General features: G+C 64.3%; 16 protein-coding genes and 1 riboswitch. Of the genes, 10 read left to right on the top strand and 6 right to left on the bottom strand.

Features of this window, described 5'->3' with window-relative positions; genetic code table 11:
* The first annotated feature begins 18 nt into the window (after window positions 1–18).
* Together CLV47_RS15550 and gcvP are read left to right on the top strand one after the other, a co-directional pair.
* Window positions 19–1290 carry an RNA polymerase sigma factor gene (locus tag CLV47_RS15550; RefSeq protein ID WP_170111101.1) on the top strand — a complete coding sequence of 424 codons (1272 nt, stop codon included), beginning with the start codon at window positions 19–21 and terminating at the stop codon, window positions 1288–1290.
* A gap of 51 nt (window positions 1291–1341) precedes the next feature.
* Window positions 1342–1458, top strand: a riboswitch (glycine riboswitch).
* 150 nt (window positions 1459–1608) lie between these two features.
* Window positions 1609–4506: an aminomethyl-transferring glycine dehydrogenase gene (gcvP, locus tag CLV47_RS15545; RefSeq protein ID WP_170111105.1), complete on the top strand. Its 2898-nt coding sequence runs from the start codon at window positions 1609–1611 to the stop codon at window positions 4504–4506.
* Between the two features lie 367 nt (window positions 4507–4873).
* Here gcvP and coaA read toward each other — a convergent pair whose 3' ends face one another.
* The 3 genes from coaA to CLV47_RS15530 form a co-directional block, all read right to left on the bottom strand.
* Complete coding sequence (gene coaA, locus CLV47_RS15540) at window positions 4874–5863, bottom strand: type I pantothenate kinase (RefSeq protein ID WP_106349977.1); 990 nt, start codon at window positions 5861–5863, stop codon at window positions 4874–4876.
* A 97-nt stretch (window positions 5864–5960) separates the two neighbouring features.
* A complete protein-coding gene (locus CLV47_RS21855) occupies window positions 5961–6494 on the bottom strand; it encodes a hypothetical protein (RefSeq protein ID WP_146135401.1) in 534 nt (177 codons plus the stop codon).
* Between the two features lie 15 nt (window positions 6495–6509).
* Entirely contained in the window at window positions 6510–7277 is a 768-nt protein-coding gene (locus CLV47_RS15530; RefSeq protein ID WP_106349975.1) for a prenyltransferase/squalene oxidase repeat-containing protein, read from the bottom strand.
* 80 nt (window positions 7278–7357) lie between these two features.
* Between CLV47_RS15530 and CLV47_RS15525 the strand changes: the two genes are divergently transcribed.
* A complete protein-coding gene (locus CLV47_RS15525; RefSeq protein WP_106349974.1) occupies window positions 7358–8752 on the top strand; it encodes a mycothione reductase in 1395 nt (464 codons plus the stop codon).
* A 5-nt stretch (window positions 8753–8757) separates the two neighbouring features.
* On the opposite strand, the gene epsC is transcribed toward CLV47_RS15525, so the two are convergent.
* Both epsC and cysK read right to left on the bottom strand, forming a co-directional pair.
* The gene (gene epsC, locus CLV47_RS15520) at window positions 8758–9369 is read right to left on the bottom strand and encodes a serine O-acetyltransferase EpsC (RefSeq protein WP_202862624.1); all 612 of its coding nucleotides are present in this window, start codon (window positions 9367–9369) and stop codon (window positions 8758–8760) included.
* Between the two features lie 3 nt (window positions 9370–9372).
* Window positions 9373–10302, bottom strand: a complete 930-nt coding sequence (gene cysK, locus CLV47_RS15515) for a cysteine synthase A (RefSeq protein ID WP_106350002.1) — start codon at window positions 10300–10302, stop codon at window positions 9373–9375.
* Between the two features lie 229 nt (window positions 10303–10531).
* Between cysK and CLV47_RS15510 the strand changes: the two genes are divergently transcribed.
* The 5 genes from CLV47_RS15510 (at window position 10532) to CLV47_RS15490 (ending at window position 15054) form a co-directional block, all read left to right on the top strand.
* Entirely contained in the window at window positions 10532–11164 is a 633-nt protein-coding gene (locus tag CLV47_RS15510) for a PaaI family thioesterase (RefSeq protein ID WP_106349972.1), read from the top strand.
* Window positions 11165–11231: 67 nt separating this feature from the next.
* A complete protein-coding gene (gene lpdA, locus CLV47_RS15505; RefSeq protein ID WP_106349971.1) occupies window positions 11232–12632 on the top strand; it encodes a dihydrolipoyl dehydrogenase in 1401 nt (466 codons plus the stop codon).
* A 19-nt stretch (window positions 12633–12651) separates the two neighbouring features.
* Entirely contained in the window at window positions 12652–13470 is an 819-nt protein-coding gene (locus tag CLV47_RS15500) for an SDR family NAD(P)-dependent oxidoreductase (protein WP_106349970.1), read from the top strand.
* A gap of 43 nt (window positions 13471–13513) precedes the next feature.
* Complete coding sequence (locus CLV47_RS15495) at window positions 13514–14023, top strand: SRPBCC family protein (protein ID WP_106349969.1); 510 nt, start codon at window positions 13514–13516, stop codon at window positions 14021–14023.
* A 2-nt stretch (window positions 14024–14025) separates the two neighbouring features.
* Window positions 14026–15054: an LLM class flavin-dependent oxidoreductase gene (locus tag CLV47_RS15490; RefSeq protein ID WP_238145459.1), complete on the top strand. Its 1029-nt coding sequence runs from the start codon at window positions 14026–14028 to the stop codon at window positions 15052–15054.
* Here the strand turns inward: CLV47_RS15490 and CLV47_RS15485 are convergent, their stop codons facing one another.
* A complete protein-coding gene (locus tag CLV47_RS15485) occupies window positions 15055–16245 on the bottom strand; it encodes an MFS transporter (RefSeq protein ID WP_106349968.1) in 1191 nt (396 codons plus the stop codon).
* 109 nt (window positions 16246–16354) lie between these two features.
* On the opposite strand from CLV47_RS15485, the gene CLV47_RS15480 reads away from it, so the two are divergent.
* Complete coding sequence (locus CLV47_RS15480; RefSeq protein WP_106349967.1) at window positions 16355–16999, top strand: TetR/AcrR family transcriptional regulator; 645 nt, start codon at window positions 16355–16357, stop codon at window positions 16997–16999.
* On the top strand, window positions 16999–18732 hold the full coding sequence (locus CLV47_RS15475) for an ABC transporter ATP-binding protein (protein WP_106349966.1): 1734 nt from the start codon (window positions 16999–17001) through the stop codon (window positions 18730–18732). The genes CLV47_RS15480 and CLV47_RS15475 overlap by 1 nt, the downstream gene beginning before the upstream one ends.

The following is an 18732-nucleotide window of genomic DNA, read 5'->3' as shown; positions in this document are numbered from 1 at the left end:
GATGATCTATTTGACCGCGTGAACAACACAGGTACGCAAGGCGCGATCGGTGCTGTGTGGCGGATCGAGTCGGCGCGGGTGATCGCCGCCGTGGCCCGAATGGTGCGTGACGTCGGGCTCGCCGAAGACTTCGCGCAAGACGCGCTGGTGGCCGCGATGGAGCAGTGGCCGGCGAGCGGCGTACCGGACAACCCCGGAGCGTGGCTGACGGCAACGGCCAAACGCCGCGCGATCGACCACATCCGGCGGGCGAAGAACCTGGACGGCAAGTACGCCGTACTCGCCCGCGACCTGCAGGAGCACGACGAGGGCCTCGAAACGGACGTCGTCGAGCGGCTGGACGACCAGATCGGTGACGACCTGCTGCGACTGGTATTTGTGTCCTGCCATCCGGTCCTCAGCACCGAATCGCGAGTCGCTCTCACCCTGCGACTGCTCGGCGGACTCTCGACCGAGGAGATCGCCCGCGCGTTCCTGACGCCGACCAAGACAATTGCGCAGCGGATCGTGCGGGCAAAACGGACCCTCTCCGACGCCGGAGTACCGTTCGAGGTCCCCGTCGGCGCCGAACTTGCCGACCGACTCGGCTCGGTCCTCGAGGTCGTCTACTTGATCTTCAACGAGGGCTACTCGGCCAGCGCCGGCGAGGACCTGATCCGGCCCGGACTGTGCGAAGACGCGATGCGGCTGGGCCGCATCCTGGCCGAACTCGCACCAAAGCAGCCCGAAGTGCATGGGCTGGTCGCGCTGATGGAGATCCAGGCTTCCCGGTTCGGCGCCAGGACAGACTCCGAGGGTACGCCGATCCTGCTGTTGGACCAGGATCGTGGTCGCTGGGACCGGCTACTGATCGGGCGTGGTCTCGCGGCGATTGATCGGGCGCTGACGCTCGGCGCCGAGCCCGGCCCCTACGTCTTGCAAGCGCAAATTGCCGCGTGTCATGCACGGGCACCCATCGGCAAGGACACCGACTGGGCCGAGATCGCCCGGCTGTACGGGGTCCTCGGCCGGGTCGTACCCTCGCCGGTCATAGAGCTCAATCGGGCCGTCGCGGTCGCCATGGCCGATGGTCCCGAGGCCGGGATGACGATCATTGACACGCTCGAGTCTGAGCCGGCGCTGCGCGCCTACCACCTGCTTCCCGCCGTGCGCGGCGACTTCCTCGAACGACTGGGCCGGTACGCCGAGGCGAGTGCGCAGTTCCAGTTAGCCGCGTCGCTAACTGACAACGCGCGCGAGCGTGACCTGCTGCTCGAACGGGCGCGGCAGTGCACCGTCCGTGCCGGGTGAATCACAGCGTCGCGCCGTACGCCGATCCGCTGGTAACCTTCATAACGCCGACAACGTCACACGGGAGAATTTCGGTACGACACTCGCCGCACTCTGGCAGGCCACGCCGAAACGCCGAAGGAGCAACACTCCCCGGAATCTCTCAGGCACCCGGACCGTGTGACCTAGGCACCTCTGGAGACGCAGTACGCGCGGACTCGTTCGCGTAGACCGACGGTGTAAGACGCTTGACCGAAGCGCCGAGACTCTCAGGTACCAGGACAGAGGGGGAGAGCGTTAACCTGCCCGCTTTATCCCGGATCAGCCTTCTGGAGACACGTGTCTGATAACAGCAACTCGACCACGAAACCTCTCGCTTCGGTGAGTGCGACGTTCGCCGACCGGCATATCGGTCCTCGTGCGGCGGACACCGAACGCATGCTTGCCGCGATCGGCGCGCCGAGTGTCGACAAGCTGATCGACACCGCCGTGCCGACGCAGATCCGGCTGGACCGGGCCCTCAATCTGCCGCCAGCGCTCAGCGAAGCGGGCTCGTTGCAGGCGTTGCGCGCGCTCGCCTCCCAGAACGTGGTGAAGCGCTCCATGATCGGCATGGGCTACTACGACACGATCACCCCTGGCGTCATCAAGCGCAACGTCCTCGAATCGCCGGCCTGGTACACCGCCTATACGCCGTACCAGCCGGAAATCTCGCAGGGCCGGCTCGAGGCGCTGCTGAACTTCCAGACCATGATCTGTGACCTGACCGGACTCGCCATCGCCGGCGCCTCCCTGCTCGACGAAGGTACGGCGGCGGCTGAAGCCATGACGCTGACCATGCGCGCGGCCAAGAAGAAAACCGAAACCCCCACACTGCTTGTCGATCGCGACGTGTTCCCGCAGACGCTGGCCGTCGTGCAGACCCGGGCGCGCGCTCTCGGACTGCGCGTCGTCGTGATCGACACGACCGGCGACCTGCCGCAGGCGGCGTTCGAGGAATCGGTCGACACGGCGGACGTTTTCGGCGTACTGACCCAGTACCCGTCTACCGGCGCCGTGCGGGACCTGACCGGACTGATCGAGGCGACCCACCAGATCGGCGCGCTGGCAATCGTCGCCGCGGACCTGCTGTCTTTGTGCCTGCTCAAGTCGCCCGGCGAGATGGGCGCGGACGTCGTCGTCGGCTCCGCGCAGCGGTTCGGCGTACCGATGGGGTACGGCGGTCCGCACGCCGGGTTCATGTCCGTGCGGGAGGGCCTGCAACGCACCATGCCCGGCCGGTTGGTCGGCGTTTCGGTCGACTCTGCAGGCGCACCGGCGTACCGCTTGGCGTTGCAGACCCGCGAACAGCACATCCGCCGAGAGAAGGCCACCAGCAACATCTGCACCGCGCAGGTCCTGCTCGCCGTCATGGCGAGCATGTACGCCGTCTACCACGGTCCGGCGGGGCTCACCGCGATCGCCGAGCGCGTCGGCGCGCACGCTGCCGCGCTCGCCGCCGGATTGCGCGCCGCAGACGTCGAGGTCGTGGCGGACAGCTTCTTCGACACCGTAACCGCACGGGTGCCCGGTGCGGCCCGCGCGATCGTCGACAAGGCATGCGCCGACGGCGTCAACCTGAGGTACGTCGACGAAGACACGATCGCGATTTCCTGCGACGAGACGACCTCAGACGACGACCTGCGCGTCGTACTGGCGGCCTTCGGGGCATCGTCGCTTCCTGCCGCCGACGCGGACACGATCCCGGCCGAGTTGCGTCGTACCGGCGAGTTCCTGACGCATCCGACGTTTTCGGCGTACCACTCGGAGACCGCGATGCTGCGCTACCTGCGCCGCCTCTCGGACAAGGACTACGCGCTCGATCGCGGCATGATTCCTCTCGGCTCGTGCACGATGAAGCTCAACGCGACCGCCGAGATGGAGGCCATCACCTGGCCGGAGTTCGCCGGGCTGCACCCGTTCGCGCCGGTCGACCAGACCGCTGGCTACCAGCAGCTGTTCGCGGACCTTGAGGGTTGGCTCGCCGAGGTCACCGGATACGACGCGGTCAGCCTGCAACCCAACGCCGGCAGTCAAGGCGAGTTCGCAGGCCTGCTGGCGATCTCGAAATACCATGAGGCCAACGGAGACGGCGCACGCGTCGTCTGCCTGATCCCGAGCTCCGCGCACGGCACTAACGCCGCGAGCGCTGTGATGGCCGGCATGAAGGTCGTCGTCGTCGCCTGCGACGACAACGGCAACATCGACACTGCCGACCTTGCCGCCAAGATCGAGGCACACAAGGACGACCTGGCCGCGATGATGATCACCTACCCCTCGACACACGGCGTCTACGAGGAGACCATCACCGAGGTCTGCGCAATGGTGCACGACGCCGGCGGTCAGGTGTATGTCGATGGCGCCAACCTCAACGCTCTGGTCGGGCTCGCGCAGCCGGGCAAGTTTGGCTCGGACGTCAGTCACCTCAACCTGCACAAGACGTTCTGCATTCCGCACGGCGGTGGCGGTCCCGGGGTGGGGCCGATCGGCGTACGCGCGCACCTTGCGCCGTACCTGCCCAACCATCCGCTCGTCGCCGAGGCCGGTCCTGCGACCGGACCGGGCCCGGTATCAGCGGCCCCTTGGGGATCGGCCGGCATCTTGCCGATCTCGTGGGCATATGTCCGGATGATGGGGGCGGACGGGCTGAGCGACGCGACCGTTGCGGCGATAGTCGCGGCCAACTACATCGCCGCGCGGCTGCGCGAGCACTACCCGGTGCTGTACGCCGGGCCAAGCGGCCTCGTGGCGCACGAGTGCATCCTCGACATCCGGCCACTTACCAAGTCCAGTGGGGTCACGGTCGACGATGTGGCTAAGCGGCTTGTCGACTATGGCTTCCACGCCCCGACGATGAGCTTCCCGGTCGCCGGGACCCTGATGGTCGAGCCGACCGAAAGCGAGGACCTCGGTGAGCTCGACAGGTTCATCGACGCGATGATCGCGATTCGCGAGGAAGCGGACCGAGTGGAGTCAGGGGAGTGGGACAAGGCCGACAACCCGTTGGTCAACGCGCCGCACACGGCGTTGTCGCTCGCCGGCGACTGGCCGCACCCGTACAGTCGCGAGGAAGCAGTGTTCCCGACCGCAGCGACGAGGCAGTCTAAGTACTTCGCCCCGGTGGGGCGGATCGACGGCGCGTACGGCGACCGCAACCTGGTCTGCAGCTGCCCGCCGCCCGAGGCTTTCGAGGACTAGCCGCTCGCCCGTCACGAAAAACCGGCCATCCGTCACGAATGTCCGCTCGTCCGTCACGAAAAACCGGCCATCCGTCACGTATGTCCGCTCGTCCGTCACGTAAATCCGCTCGCCCGTCACGAATGTCCGCTCGTCCGTCACGATCACGAATGTCCGCTCGTCCGTCACGAAAAACCGGCCATCCGTCACGTATGTCCGCTCGTCCGTCACGTAAATCCGCTCGCCCGTCACGAATGTCCGCTCGTCCGTCACGATCGTGTCGCTGGCTCACATCTGTGCCGTTTGGCTGCAAGACTTCGTCCTCGGCGCTGCGGAGCCATACATTTGTGTGCAGTTGCGAGGGCGGGACGGGAGCTCGCGGATTGTGCTAGATGCGGCGCAGCCGGATCCGCTCGACCTCGTGGTTAGCGCCCTTGGTGAGGATGAGTCGCGCGCGTGAGCGCGTCGGAGCGATGTTCTCACTCAGGTTGGGGCCGTTGATGGTGTCCCAGATGTTGCTGGCCGTCGCGAGGGCCTCTTCCCTGCTGATCTCCGCGAACCTGCGGAAGAACGAGCTGGGGTCGAGGAACGCGGTCTCGCGCAGGGCCTCGAAACGCTGCAGATACCACTTCTTAATGATCGGCTCGGGCGCGTCGACGTACACCGAAAAGTCGAAAAGGTCGGACAGGAAGACCTCGGTCGAGCCTGGGCTATCTCCTTGCTGCAGCACGTTAAGGCCCTCAATGATGACGATGTCCGGGCTGCGGACGACTTTGCGTTGATCCGGGATGACGTCGTAGACGAGGTGCGAGTACACGGGCGCTGAGACTTCAGAGCGACCTGCCTTGATTTCGCCGACGAAGCGAACGAGAGCGCGGCGATCGTACGACTCGGGGAAGCCCTTGCGCTCCATGAGTCCGCGGCGTTCAAGCTCCGCGTTTGGATAGAGGAAACCATCAGTGGTGACGAGTTCTACGCGCGGGTGATCCGGCCAACGCGAGAGCAACGCCTGCAGGAGCCGAGCCGTGGTCGACTTGCCGACGGCGACCGAGCCCGATACCGCAATGATGAACGGCACCTTCTTGTCATCCGAACGCAAGAACTCTCGTTGGGCGGCCCACACGTGCTGGGTGCCAGATGCGTAGAGGTTGAGCAGCCGGGACAACGGCAAGTAGACCGACTTCACCTCTTCGAGATCGATACTGTCGCCGAGCCCTTGCAGCTCAGTGATCTCGTCCTCGCTTAGCGGCAGCGGCGTACTTTCGGCGAGTTCCTGCCACTCTTCGCGATCGAACTCGAGAAACAGGCTGGGCACGCGTGTCTTGTGACGACGCTTCGCGAACGGGCTCACTTGTATCGTCTCCGGGAGTGCGGACATGTCTATATGGTGGACCTTTTGTGACCCTAGTGCGTCATTTTGGGACTGTTTTCACAGCGCCAACACACTCGCGACGTCGTGTGCTCCTGCCGTCGTTCTAGAAGAGGAAGGCGGTCGCGACGACGAGTACGGCGATCGCGAACATCACCCAGGTCAACCACATCCCGGGTGTCGGCTGAGGCTGATGACCCATCGCTCCCTTAAAGAAGATCGCGGTGGGGGCCCGATAGAAGACAGGGATCTGCTGGCCGGGATAGACGTTGACAAGCATGTGGGCCGGGCCCATCTGGCCCAGATATCGGGTGTGCACCTCGATGGAGTGCGTACCGGGTGGGAGCGCGATAGCCGTCCGGCCCCAGGTTCCGTCCTGTCCATAGCCATCGACCCTGATGTGCGGGCCGGTGAACGCGAGAAAGAACCCCAACTTGTTGTATGAGCAGTCGAGCTGGATGGTTCCGCCCGGGCCCGATACCGGCGGGCCGGACCGCTGCGGTGGCGGCGGGTAACTCTGTGGCGGCGGCCCCTGTGGGTACGTCGGCCGCCCGGGCGCGGGGTAACCGGGCGCGAGATGGTCCCGCGACGGAGGGCCGCCGTACCGATTCTGCTGAGGGTTACCAGGCGGATAGGTCATGTGTGTGCGTTCTCCTTATTGGTCTCGCTCGAGGTACGACCCTATGGCCAATGCGCGAGTCGCCTCGATAGTGGTGACTACGTCGGCCGGTGTGCCGTGTTCGCTTGCCCATCGTCCGTCCGGCTCCTGCCGCCAGGTGAGCCGGAACCGTACACCGCTCGCCACCGACGACCATCCGACCGCGCAGCCGAGCGATGCCAATGCGGTCGGCCCGATGTCCTCTACGTCGGGGGCGACTTTGGTCAGCATTGCTTCTGCAGAGGGCAGGTCACCCAGGGCGGCGTACGCGGAGGCGGCGTACCAGTACGTCGGCAGGTAGCCGACCGGCATGGATCCCAGGTGCGGCGCCAGGAAGTCGACGGCTCGGTAGACGGCGTCCCCGTGCTTACCGTGCCGGCCGAGCCGATGCGCGACGTAGGCGGTAAGAAAGATCACTGCGTCAGGCTCGTCGCGAGCCAACCATTGCGGAGCGCCGGGCGCGGTTTCGACGAAACTGCCGTCCTCGCCTTGCGCCCTCGCCAGATAGTCAGCCGTTGCATCCTCGTCTAACTTCAGTTCGTCGACGATGCCGAGCATGCTCGCGGTGGACTCGATACTTGCCGTGCCCGCGGACCACGGCGCCTGCGCGGCACCGTCTGGCAGGCGCCCGTCGCGCAGCACGTCGCGCGCCGCCGCGCTCAGAGCGGGCGCTTCGGGATAGCTAATCGCGGCGTCGATCCGGGCCAGCTCCAGTGGATCGCCATGGGCGGCGATGTAGGCACGCGCAAGGTTGTAGTCAGCCACGCGCTCGAGCGTAACGGTACCTATGCTGGGAGACGGCCCGAAATGAAACCACCGGGCGAATATAGTTATTGGAGACTCGCATGAGCCAACGCCACCACGACCTCGTCATCATCGGTACCGGGTCGGGCAACTCGATCATCGGGCCGGAGTTCGATGATCTCGATATCGCGATCATGGAACGTGGCGTGTTTGGCGGCACCTGTCTCAACGTCGGGTGCATCCCGACCAAGATGTTCGTCTACCCGTCCGATATCGCCGAGGAAGCCGCCCACGCGGACCGGCTGGGGCTGAGTTTCACCGCCCCTCAGGTGCACTGGCGAGAGATCCGGGACCGCATCTTCGGACGGATCGACCAGATTCCGCCAGCGGGGGAGAAGTATCGTCGCGAGTCGCCCAATGTCACCGTGTACGCCGGCACGGCGCGGTTCGTCGGCGACAAGACACTCGATACCGGTACAGGTGACACGGTCACCGCTGACCGGATCGTTATCGCCGCGGGTGGTCGTCCGCGGCTGCTAGATATTGAGGGCCTCGACAAGGCGGACCCCACACGCGGTGTCCACACCAACGACACGGTCATGCGGCTCGATGAGCTGCCGGAGCGGATGATCATCATCGGCGGCGGCTACATCGGCGCGGAGTTCGCGCACGTATTTGACGCGCTCGGCACCGAGGTCACGTGGCTGGTCCGGCGTGATGCGGTGCTCCGGTTCGAGGACGAGACGGTATCCGAGTCGTTCACCGCGCTTGCGCAGGATCGCTTCGACCTGCGACTTAACGCGTCACCACACAAGGCGGTGTACGACGGGGCGGCGTGGACGTTGTCGTGTACGTCGGACGACGGCGATTTCGACGTCTCGGCTCCCGTCGTACTGCTTGCGATCGGACGCGAACCCAATACCGATCTTCTCGACGTGGCCGCCGGCGGGATCGCTACCCATCCGGACGGTCGGATCGTGGTCGACGAGTTCCAGCGGACCAACGTCGAGGGCGTCTACGCGCTGGGTGATATAAGCAGCGACTACGAGCTCAAGCATGTCGCCAACCGCGAAGCGAAGACGGTGAAGTACAACCTCGCGCACTCGGACGCGCCGCAGGCAACCGACCACCGCGTCGTACCGCACGCCGTGTTCGCCAACCCGCAGATCGCCTCATTCGGCAAGACCGAGCAGGAGCTGCGCGAGGTCGGTACGCCGTACCTCGTCAAGGTCCAGAAGTATGGCGATGTCGCGTACGGCTGGGCGATGGAGGATGAGGTCGGTCTGGTCAAGGTGCTCGCCGATCCTGGCACGCGGAGGTTGCTCGGCGCGCACCTGATGGGATACCAAGCCTCGAGCTTGATTCAGCCCTTGATTCAGGCTGCGCAGTTCGAGCAGACCGTGGACGCGGTCGCCGCTGAACCCTATTGGATCCACCCCGCGCTGAGCGAGGTCATCGAAAACGCGCTCCTCGGACTCGACGAACCGAACAGCTAGCGGGCTTAGATGTAGTACATCGCCGCTTCGGAGTCGGAGTCGGTGTGCGGCACCTGCCGCGCACTGACTTTGGCAGGTACGCCGACGGCGACCGAGTGAGCAGGGACGTCCTTGACCACGACGGCATTCGCGCCGACCTGGCTGTCGGCGCCGATGACGACCGCACCGAGGATCCGTGCGCCGGTCCCGACGGTGACCCGGTCTCCGAGGGTCGGATGCCGCTTGACTTTATCGAGTGAGCGGCCGCCGAGAGTCACGCCGTGATACAGCATCACGTCGTCACCGACCTCCGACGTCTCACCGATCACGACACCCATGCCATGGTCAATGAAGAAGCGTCTACCGATCCGAGCGCCAGGGTGTATCTCCACTCCTGTGAAACTGCGCGAGAGGTAGGCAACGAGCCGGGCCGCAGTACGTAGGCCCAGTCGCTGCCACATGCGATGCGTGACTCGGTGCACCCAGATTGCGTGCAGGCCAGGAGATGTCAGCGCGGTAACCAACGTCGATCCGGCGGCGGGGTCGAGCTCTCGCGCCGCCTCGACGTCTTCCCGGAAGCGGGCGAGCAGGCCCACCCGTTCCGGGGCGTACGACGAGCTGTTGGTGGTAGCGGGCACCAACTAGTCCATGTAGTTCTTGTACAGGTCCGTGGTCAGGTAGCGCTCGCCGAACGACGGAATGATGACGACAATTGTCTTGCCGGCATTCTCGGGACGGTTTGCCACATCCGATGCGGCCTTCAGCGCGGCACCTGAAGATATGCCGACGAGCAGGCCTTCCTGGGCCGCAGCGTCACGAGCCCATTGCAGTGCGCTCTCGCCATCGATGTCGAGGACCTCGTCGTACACGTCGCGGTCGAGGACCTCCGGGACGAAGTTGGCGCCCAGGCCCTGGATTTTGTGCGGGCCCGCCTGCCCACCGGTGAGGACCGGTGACTCGGCCGGCTCAACGGCGATGACCTTTACGCCCGGGATCTTTTCCTTCAGCAACTGACCGGCGCCGGTAATCGTGCCGCCGGTGCCGATGCCCGCAATGAAGATGTCGACTTTGCCGTCGGTGTCGTCCAGGATCTCCTGGCCGGTGCCGGCGCGGTGAGCGGCCGGGTTGGCCTTGTTGGCAAACTGTTTTGCCTCGACGGCGCCGCGCTCCTTGGCGATTTCTTCGGCCTTGGCCACGGCGCCCTTCATGCCCTCGGCGGCCGGCGTGAGGATGAGCTCAGCGCCGTACGCGCGCAGGATCGCGCGGCGTTCCTTCGACGCAGACTCGGGCATGGTCAAGATCACCTTGTAGCCCCGTGATGCGCCGACCATTGCCAGCGCGATGCCCGTGTTGCCGCTCGTGCCTTCGACGATGGACCCACCGGGCTTGAGGTCGCCGGACTTCTCGGCCGCGTCAACGATGGAGACGCCGATGCGATCCTTGACCGAGTTGGCAGGGTTATAGAACTCAAGCTTGGCCAGAACCGTGGCTTTTGCCGGGTCAATGAGGCGATTGATCTTGACCAGCGGCGTACGACCGACGAGATCAGAGACATTGTCGTAGATGGGCATTCCACACTCCATTGCAGTCAGGCGGGCACACTGTGGATCACAGCACGAATTAGGTACTTATTCGAATTTTCAACATCCCGTGCCTGGATAGCCTATGTTGTTTCGCGCTCTGGTGACAACCGTAACGAAAGTCGTGGTCGTGCGCGCAGCGGGACACCACACGGTGGCCGTTCGGTGCCGGTGTGGTTGAGTAAGCCGGACCCGAGAATGACCGAAATGGGAGCGGTAGATGCCACCCGAACAAGACGCTTCCGTCACCGCTTCGGCGGCTGCCGACAGCATTGCGACCGAAGGCAATGCGGCCCGGGGGAGGGCCACAGACGGACCACCGGCCCGCTCTCCTTCCGCCACTCTGGATTGGGGCGAGCCGCGACGTAAAGAAGTGACTTGGTACGACCCGTTGGTCACCAAGGCGGCGGTCGCCGAGATGACCGGTTTGGAGTCCATGCAGGCGATCCGCGATGGGCTGATCCCTAATGGGCCGATTGGCTACACCCTCGAGTGGTGGTTCAGCGAAGCCGAGTACGGCAGCTGTGTGGTGCAGTGCCGTCCCGATTCCTCGGTGTACAACCAGATCGGCATGGTGCACGGCGGCTTTGCCTGCACGATCCTCGATGTCGCGGTGAGCTGCGCCGTACGCTCCACACTCCCGGCGGGCGTTCCATATACGTCTATCGAGCTCAAGGTCAACTACCTGCGCCCAATGACTGAGCAAAGTGGTCTGATCAGCGCCCGCGGCTGGCTGGCCAAGTCTGGCCGCCGGGTGGGGTTCGCCAACGCCGAGATTCTTGATGAGGCGGGCAAAGTGCTCGCCACAGCGCAAGGCTCCGTCCTAATCCTGGAGTCCAAGGGTCCGTCCTGATCATCGGTGCCTGATCAGTTTCCGGACCGAGTTGAAGTGCTCTCGGAGCGTCTGGAATTCTTAGGGCATGGCCTCTCATTTCGACGTTGTAGTTGTTGGTGCCGGACCCGGCGGGTACGTCGCGGCGATCCGCGCGGCGCAGTTGGGAAAGAAGGTGGCGATCGTCGAACTGAAGTATTGGGGCGGCGTTTGCCTCAATGTCGGGTGCATCCCGTCCAAGGCGTTGCTGCGCAACGCCGAGCTGGCGCATATTTTCAACAAGGAAGCTAAGACCTTCGGGATCAGCGGCGACGCGACCTTCGATTTCGGCGCGGCGTACAAACGCAGCCGGACGGTTGCCGACGGCCGCGTCAAGGGCGTGCACTTCCTGATGAAAAAGAACAAGATCACCGAGTTCAACGGCTGGGGCACGTTCTCCGACGCGAAGACGCTCCAGGTCAAGCTCGCTGACGGCAACGAAGAAACGGTGACGTTCGACAACTGCATTCTCGCAGTCGGCGCGACCACCAAGACAATTCCCGGTGTCGAGCTCAGCGACCGGGTCGTGACCTACGAAGAGCAGATCATGACCGAGCAGTTGCCCGCCAGCATCGTCATCGTGGGCGCGGGCGCGATTGGCAGCGAGTTCGGCTACGTCCTAGCCAATTACGGCGTCGACGTCACGATCGTGGAGTTCCTCGACCGGATGGTGCCGCTCGAGGACAAGGACGTGTCTGCCGAACTCGCGAAGCAGTACAAGAAGCTCGGCGTCAAGGTCCTTACCGCGACCAAGGTTGACTCGATCGACCAGTCGGGCGACAAGATCAAGGTGGTCGTCAGTCCGGCGGCAGGCGGCGACTCGCAGACTATCGAGACCGACAAGGTGCTGCAGGCAATCGGCTTCGCGCCGCGCACCGAGGGATTCGGCCTCGAGGCGACCGGAGTCAAGCTGACCGACCGAGGCGCAATCGCGATCGACGACTACATGCGAACCAACGTCGAGGGCATTTACGCCATCGGTGACTGCACTGCTAAGTCGATGCTTGCGCACACCGCCGAGGCGATGGGCATCGTGGCGGCCGAGACTCTCTCTGGTGCCGAGACCATGGCGATCAACTACGACATGGTGCCGCGCGCGACGTTCTGCCAGCCACAGGTCGCAGCCTTCGGATACACCGAAGAGCAAGCGAAGGAAAAGGGCTTCGACGTCAACGTCTCCAAGTTTCCGTTCATGGCCAACGGCAAGGCGCACGGGCTTGGCGACGCCACGGGATTCGTCAAGATCGTGGTCGACAAGAAGTACGGCGAAATTCTTGGCGCCCACATGATCGGCCCGGACGTCACCGAACTACTACCCGAGTTGACCCTCGCCCAGCAATGGGACCTGACTGCACACGAAGTCGGGCGCAACGTACACGCACATCCGACGCTGGCCGAGGCCGTCAAGGAAGCAATCCACGGCTCCGTCGGCCATTTCATCAACTTCTAATACGCGAGGTGCAGTGAGCATGGATTTCGAAAACAAGGTAGCGATCGTTACCGGCGGCGCCGGCGGTATCGGCTCGGCGCTCTCGACCGCGCTTGTCAGCGAGGGCACCAATGTGGTCGTCGCCGATCTGCAGCAGTCCCGGGTCGACGCGGTTGTCGCAGGGCTGGAATCCACCCACCCCGGCAAGTCGATCGCCGCGGCGGCCGACGTCAGCGCGGAGGCGGATATCAAGCGCCTCATTGATCTCGCCGAGTCGACGTACGGACCGGTCGACTTCTACTTCGCCAACGCCGGTGTCGGCGACGGTGCGGGAATCGGTGAGGACAACCAGATTTGGGAGTCCGCGCTAGAAGTCAATGTGATGGCGCACGTGCGCGCCGCTCGGCTCCTGGTGCCGGCATGGCTAGAGCGCGGCGCCGGCTACTTCGTGTCGACCGCTTCGGCGGCCGGATTGCTCACACAGATCGGATCGGCGGCGTACTCGACAACTAAGCACGCCGCTGTCGGGTTCTCCGAATGGCTCTCGGTGACGTACGGCGATCGCGGGATCCAAGTCAGCTGTCTCTGCCCTATGGGTGTCAATACCGACATGCTCAACGGTGGCCTCGAGGCCGGTGACGAAGACGGTGAGGGACTGGGCGCCCGCGTCGTGGAAAGCGCCGGCACGATCCTCGAGCCCGAAGTGGTCGCCGGCGCGGTGCTGGACACGATGCGTGCCGGACGGTTCCTGGTGCTGCCTCACGAAGAGGTGCTGGAATTCTACCGGCGTAAGGGTTCGGACTACGATCGCTGGCTCGGCGGGATGCGCCGCCTGCAGGCGCGGGTCGCTGGCGCGTAACCGCCGACGTACGCCGGACCAAACACGAGGCACAGGAGCCAACATGCGATATGTGGACACGCCCACCGTTGAGGTCGACATCGTGATCGATGCCTCGCCCGAACGCGTTTACGACATTGTTAGTGACATCAACCTGCCCGCTCAGTTCTCGACGGAGTTCCAGGGCGCGACGTGGCTCGATGGCGCATCGGGGCCGACACGAGGCGCCCGCTTCGAGGGCCGCAACGCCCACAAAGCAATTGGTGAGTGGACGACGACGTGCATCGTTACCGCGGCCGACAGCGGGCGCGAGTTCTCCTACGCCGTATCCGATGTCGACAGTCCATCGGCGAGGTGGTGGTTCTTCATCGAGCAAGCAGACGGCGGCACCAAACTGCGGCACAAGATGCAGATCGGCCCAGGCGAGTCGGGACTCTCACCAGCGATCAAGGCGATGCCGGACAAAGAGGAGCGCATCATCGAGCGCCGCCTCCAAGAGCACGAGACCAACATGCGTCTCACGCTCGAGGGCGTCAAGGCGCTGGCCGAACGGCCTGCGGGCGACGGCAGCTAGCGGTGTCGATCGCGATAGCGGTCAACGTCAAGCCGCATCAGCCCGAGGGCCTGACCCTCGCAGTGGAGGCCGACCGTCTCGGAGCCCATTCGCTCTGGTCAGCCGAGGCGTGGGGGTACGACGCCTTCACGCCGCTCGCATACTTGGCGGGCCAGACCAAGACGGCCAAGCTCGGCACCGGCATCGTGCAGCTTGGCGCTCGTACGCCGGCGATGCTTGCGATGTCGGCCATGTCGATGCAGGCGCTTTCCGGTGGCCGGTTCATCCTCGGCATGGGCGCGTCCGGTCCGCAGGTGATGGAGGGGTGGCACGGCGTACGGTTCGCCAAACCCATAGCGCGCACCCGCGAGACGATCGAAATCATCCGCGCCGTGACCCGTGGCGATCGGCTCAGCCACGTAGGTGAGATCTACCCACTTCCGCTGCCGGACAGCGAAGGTCGCGCCATCCGATCAATGGAGCAACCGGTCGACGTGCCTATCTATCTCGCGGCACTCGGCCCGGCCAACCTGAAATTGACGGGGGAGCTGGCCGACGGGTGGATCGGTAATTCGTTCTTACCTGAGTCCGGTGAGATCTTTTTTGACCCAATCCGGGCCGCCGCAGAGGCTGTCGGTCGGTCTCTTAAGGATCTTGACCTGATGGTCGCGGTATCGGCGGAGTTCACCGAGGATGTCGACGAGGCGGCGCGCCGGCACGCGAACGGCTACGCCTTCACGTTTGGCGCCATGGGGTCCGCGAAGAAAAACTTCTACAACGACGCATTCGCGCGGCAGGGATTCGGTGACGATATCGCCGCGGTGCAGCGGTTGTGGCTCGAGGGCGAGCGCGAAGCGGCCGCCGCGCGAGTGCCGACCGAGATAGGTCTGAAGACCAACCTTGTTGGTACACCCGACATGATTCGGGAGCGCCTAACGCTTTACCGTGCCGCAGGAGTCACGACGCTACGCGTTTCGCTTGCCGGCGAGGACGTCGACACCAAGCTCAAAACACTGGGCACGCTCTTGGACCTGGCCAGGTCGCTCGACTAGCTACTGTCGTGGGCGCGGGAGGTAATCGCGTAGCGGCCGAAGCAATGGCAGCGCCGCAACAAGGCAGGCGCTCATCACGACGAACGACACGGCTGGCTGGTGCACCAGAAGTTGCACGATGACCGCGACGAGCAGGCCGCCGAAGTTTCCGGCCATCCACAACAAGGCGGTCGCGCTACCGCCGGCCGGTCCGGCGCGCCGCTCGGCAATCTCGAGGATCACCGGCAGCGCGGTGAGCAACGCGGCGCCGACGATGATCACCGCGAGGAACGCGGTTGGCAGGGTCGGTACGACGGCGAGCAGTAGACAGCACAACGCCGCGGCTGCGACTGCGATGCATAGGAATGCGCGCTCTCCGTGCGCACGAACAATCGCGGTGGGCAGTACGGCGGCGCCGATCACCCCGGCGAGCACCATCGTCAGCAACAACAGACCTGCCTGGGTCTCAGTGATACCGGCTGGTGCGAGCAGGGGCTGCAGCCAGGTCGTCATCGCCACAAACACGCCAAAGCCGGCTAACACCATCCCAGTGAGGATTCGAATCAGTGGGTCGCCGAGGACTCGTCGCAGCGCGACGCGTTCGGCGTCTACGGGGGCGTGTTCGCGCCGGATGCGCAATGCCGCCGTTAGCCAGATCGCCGCGGCAACGCCAAGGGCGGCCTGTACGACGAGGAGGGTATATATCTGCCGTCCGCCGATGAGCGCGCCCAACAGCAGGGCACACACCATGCCGGCGAACGTGCCGGCCGATGCGACGGCGATTCCTGTTGCGCGCGATTCCGGCCTCAGGTACGACGCCGGCAGTCTCGTCACGGCGTTCAGGATCAGCGGCTGTGCGATCGCGATCAGCACCTGACCGATAAGCACAACTGCAAAACTGGCGCCGCCGAGCCGGATGATCGCGCCGATCGCCGTGAGTGCGGCACCGGCCGCCAAACCTTGTGGCAACCAGCGGTCGATGATTCTGCCCATGGGCAGCGCGAGTAGGACGTACAACATCGGGAAGATCTGCGACAGCCAGCCAATGGCGCCGATCGAGACACCGTAGTGATGGGCGGCCTCGGTCGTGACGGGCGCATAAGTGAGCCAGAGCATTTGGTTTGCTGCGCTGGCCGCGCCGTACGCCGCGACCGGCAACCAGCGATTGGCCGGCGCAGCAACGGCGTGGATCTCAGTCGGAGGTGTAGCCACCGTCAGATCGTACGATGGCGCGGTCGGGCGCCGTGGGCAATAAAACGGTCAATGGAAAAACTCCTAAAAAAGAGTTGTGAGTGAGTACTCACTCATTTACTGTGGGGCCATGGGTACACCATCTGGACGGGCGAGACCGTTGCCGCCAAAGGAGCGTCGTGCAGCGCTTATCGCGGCGACACTGCCGCTTCTTCGCAAATATGGTCGGGATGTCAGCACTCGTCAGATTGCCCAAGCCGCGTGCGTAGCGGAGGGAACCATCTTCAGGGTCTTCGACGATAAGGCGAGCCTGATCGACGCGGCGATACATAGCGCGTTCGATCCGATGCCTGCGGTCGAGGCGCTCGGCGCGATCGATCGCACGTTGCCACTGGAGGAACGACTTATTGCCGTAGCCGGCGTCCTCAAGAGTCGGCTCTCAGATGTCTTCCTCGTGTTGAATTCCTTAGGGCACAACGGGCCGCCTACGCCCGAGACACTGCGCAAAGCAAGGTGGCGAACCAGCGACGGGCACGACAGTGATGCCGCACTGGTCGCCGGCATCATCGACGTCATCGGTGAGGATGCGACGTCACTGAAGTTCGGCCCGCAAGAGGTCGCCCGTGTCTTGAGCTGGCTGGTGTTCACCAACTCGCACCCGCTCCTGAGCCGGGAGGCGAACTTCGACCTTCAGACCATAGTTTCCATCGTCCTGGATGGCGTCCGCCGTCCGACCGAACCCAAGGCTAAATCTGCCGCACGCAAGGGAAAATAATGCTATTTCGACTGCTACGCGGCTATCTTCGGCCGTACCGAAACCTCCTATTGGGGGTGGTCGCGCTTCAACTGGTCGGCACGATGGCGTCCCTCTACCTGCCAAGTCTGAACGCCGACATCATCGATGGCGGCATCGCCAAGGGCGACACCGGCTACATCATCAGCACTGGTGGATGGATGCTGAGTGTCACGCTGGTGCAAGTCGCGTGCTCGATTGCGGCCGTCTACCTCGGCGCGAAAACGGCTATGGGGTTTGGCCGCGACGTGCGGTCGGCCATCTTCCACCGCGTCGGGTCCTTCTCGGCCCGGGAGGTCGCGCACTTCGGGGCGCCGTCCCTGATCACCCGCAACACCAACGACGTTCAACAGGTGCAGATGCTCGTCGTGCTTACCTGCACGATGCTGGTTGCCGCACCAATCATGTGTGTCGGTGGCATCATCATGGCGCTGCGCGAGGACTTGGGACTGTCCTGGCTATTGCTGGTCAGCGTGCCGGTGCTGGCGGTCGCTATTGGCCTGATCGTCAGCCGGATGATTCCGCGGTTCCGGTTGATGCAGACACGGATCGACACCGTCAACCGCGTGCTGCGAGAGCAGATTACCGGCATCCGCGTTGTGCGGGCTTTTGTACGCGAGCCCTACGAGACCAAGCGGTTTGAGAAGGCCAACCTCGATGTCACCCAAGTCGCGCTGAGCGCTGGGAAGCTGATGGTGATGATCTTCCCGATCGTCATGCTCGTGCTCAACGCCTCGAGTGTCGCCGTACTGTGGTTCGGCGCCGCTCGCGTCGACTCCGGTGACATGCAGATCGGCGCATTGACTGCCTTCCTCAACTACCTGATGCAGATCCTCATGTCAGTCATGATGGCCACATTCATGACGATGATGATTCCGCGGGCGGCGGTCTGCGCAGATCGCATCCAAGAGGTTCTCGACACCGAAACCTCCGTTGTGCCGCCGGCGGACCCGGTCGTCGAGGTCCTTGCAAGTGGCGACGTCGTTTTCGACCACGCGACCTTCGAGTATCCGGGAGCGGCGGCACCGGTGCTGCGGGACATCTCCTTCGCCTCGAAGGCCGGACAGACCACCGCGATTATAGGAAGTACCGGCGCCGGTAAATCCACGTTGCTGTCGCTGATACCGCGCCTGTTCGACGTGACCGGCGGGACCGTCAGAGTCGAAGGGGTCGACGTACGCCGGCTCGATCCCGAGATCCTCTGGAGCCGGATCGGTCTGGTACCGCAAAAGCCGTTCCTGTTCAGCGGTACGGTTGCGAGCAACCTGCGCTACGGCAACCCGGACGCAACCGATGACGAGCTGTGGCACGCGCTCAGAATCGCGCAGGCCGTCGACTTTGTCGAGGCAATGCCTGAGGGGCTGGAGGCGCCGATCAGTCAGGGCGGCACCAACGTGTCCGGTGGGCAGCGTCAGCGGCTCGCGATCGCGCGGGCCATCGTGCGTCAGCCGATGATCTATCTGTTCGACGACTCGTTCTCCGCGCTCGACCTCGGCACGGACGCTCGCCTTCGCGCGGCGTTACGCCCGGCGACCCGTGACGCGGCGGTCATTATCGTCGCGCAGCGCGTGTCCACGATTCAGGACGCCGATCAGATCGTCGTGCTCGAAGACGGCGTAATCGTCGGTATAGGTCGACACGACGACCTCGTCGTGAGTTGTCCGACGTACACGGAGATCGTCGAGTCTCAACTCAGCGCAGCAGAGGCGGTTTGA

Source organism: Antricoccus suffuscus (assembly GCF_003003235.1).
Classification (GTDB): domain Bacteria; phylum Actinomycetota; class Actinomycetes; order Mycobacteriales; family Antricoccaceae; genus Antricoccus; species Antricoccus suffuscus.
Note: the sequence above shows the minus strand (reverse complement) of the source record. Positions and strands in the feature narration are given on the sequence as shown.